Below are 2,395 nucleotides of genomic sequence, written 5' to 3'. Positions count from 1 at the left end.
AAAAAACCATCATTTCCTGTAGATATTCACCCTTGGGTTTACACAAACGATATAAATGGACATGATATTATTTGGACTTAAGCTAAATTCATCAGCAGAAAAGATGCAATTAGGGTCGATAGTTTCTTTGATTGACTTCAATGTATTATACATATCATTCTCATAATAGACATCCTTTGTATCTTCCAATTTCCGACTACCAAAAGTGTATGCAAACATACGCATATCTTTATCGGCAAACGCTTTTTCCTCAATAAATACCTTGTCATTTTCTTTTTGCCATTCCTCTGCAGCTTCGCGTTTTCCAGTCTCGTAGAACGAATCGTGACTCATGGCCAGAATTTGGTCACGCCATGAAAAGGAGGTGTATTCTTTTGTATCGTTAGTTGCTACTGACTCTTCCCTAACTAATCATCCGGACATGATATAACTCCCTATCCTCTCTTCCTTACTAAATCAAAATCAACCCACTTTGAACTTCCAATTCCGTAACACCAATAAAAATCGCAATTAAATCCCCATCCACAAAAACTCCAGTACCTCCTTGAGTCTCTATAGAAGAAGGACTAAACACAACTCCATCACCACCAAAGGCAATAACTACATCACCTTCGAGATTATCAAAATCAACAATTACTCCATAATCACTACTACCTGCACCACTGTAAAAAGCAACATCACTATTACCCAAAACAAACGTATCAGCACCCGCACTACCTGTCAAAAAATCAATCTCATTTTCTCCAGACTGACGACCTGCACCAATAATCAAATCATCACCAATACCACCAACAATAGTATCATTACTCAAATCTCCACTGAGGGTATCATTTCCTCCACCACCATCAAGAAAATCATTATCTTTACCACCAAATATCAAATCTTCAGATTCTCCACCACTCAATTCATCATTGCCCAACTCTCCTAAAATGAAATCAAGATCAAAACCACCATCAACTATATCGTTACCCTTACCTCCACGAATAGTATCATTACCTGAATTTCCCTCCAGACGGTCATTATCTTTATTACCAAAAATACTATCGTTACCATCATTGCCAAAAATAGTATCATTACCTTCATTTCCGGCAACACTGTCATTGCCTATCCCTCCATCAAGGCGATCGCTATCTTCATTCCCACCAATACTATCGTTACCATCATTACCAAAAATACTATCACTACCGACATTGCCGACCAAACTATCATCACCCCCACCCCCATCTATCTCATCACTACCTTCATTACCAACAACAGTATCATTACCCTCACCACCATCTAGAAGATCGTTATCTTGATTGCCCAGAATACTATCATCTCCTATTTCGCCATTAATGGTATCAGCTCCTTCATTACCAAAAATGGTGTCATTGTCTATCCCCGCAAAAATACTATCACTCCCGGGACTACCAAACAAACTATCTTCACCTGCTTGCCCATCAATTGTATCATTACCACCTAGTCCAAAAACGGTGTCATTGTTAGGAGTGCCTTGAATAAACTGAGGAGTATTATTACCAATAATGGAACCTGGTGGAAATTGACCGTCTGGTATGAAAGGAGGTGGAGTAGGAATATTTACACCATCAATAATACTGGTACTATTAACATCTATTCTGCCATTTTCTAGAGTTACAGTTCCAGAAATTGCGATGGGTTGATTTGGCTGTAAATTTAAAGCTATAGCATTAAATTCATCTAATAAGTTAACAAAGTATATTTGACCATTAGAATTTAAAATAAATTGGCGATCGTCAACTACAAAACCAACAGTTCCAGATATAGTTTGTAGTCCGACAATTGGTGGTGGAGGTCTGGTTGAATCATCGTTAATCAGAATAGTATTGATTAGATTTAATCGGTTATCTTCTAAATTTATAAATCCTGTTACTGTGATTGATTGACCAATTTGTAAGCCTAAGATTGAAGTATTTAGTTCATCTATAAGGTCAACAAAGAAGTTTTGACCATTGTCAGCGGTCAAAATAAAAGTATCATTACCAGTAATAGAAAATATTGTTCCTGCGACTTCTGTTAATGTTAATTCTAATTGGGTTCTGGTAATAATAGTTGTCATAATTTATGGTTTTAGTTGATATTTGCTGAAGAAGGAAGAAGAAAGAAGTGGATGGGGACTCAAACCTCAACCAATTGTAAATACCGTGTAGACGGCGGGATCTTAAACCCAAAAGAAAAAGATAAATATTGATAAATAGCTAATGTTAAACTTAAAAAATACTTAGTTTCTGTATTTCTATAATAGTCAAATATTGAATTGAATAGATAATAGAAGTCTAAGGAAAGGTGAAGACATATCAAAAGCTTAAAACTCAGATATAGGACTACGGATTTAGGTTAGGACACTACTAAACCCTGTTTGCGGAGCATTGACCTA

Annotated in this window: 2 protein-coding genes; both read right to left on the bottom strand. The window is 36.4% G+C overall.

What is annotated here, in order from left to right:
* Nucleotides 1-9: 9 nt before the first annotated feature.
* Nucleotides 10-333 carry a hypothetical protein gene (locus tag D5R40_RS32230; RefSeq protein WP_124155828.1) on the bottom strand — a complete coding sequence of 108 codons (324 nt, stop codon included), beginning with the start codon at nt 331-333 and terminating at the stop codon, nt 10-12.
* A 118-nt stretch (nt 334-451) separates the two neighbouring features.
* The gene (locus D5R40_RS32225) at nt 452-2,077 is read right to left on the bottom strand and encodes a calcium-binding protein (RefSeq protein ID WP_124146089.1); all 1,626 of its coding nucleotides are present in this window, start codon (nt 2,075-2,077) and stop codon (nt 452-454) included.
* Nucleotides 2,078-2,395 lie beyond the last annotated feature (318 nt).

Source organism: Okeania hirsuta (genome assembly GCF_003838195.1).
Lineage (GTDB): Bacteria > Cyanobacteriota > Cyanobacteriia > Cyanobacteriales > Microcoleaceae > Okeania > Okeania hirsuta.
The sequence above is the reverse complement of the archived record's forward strand: the minus strand, read 5'-3'. Positions and strand labels throughout refer to the sequence as shown.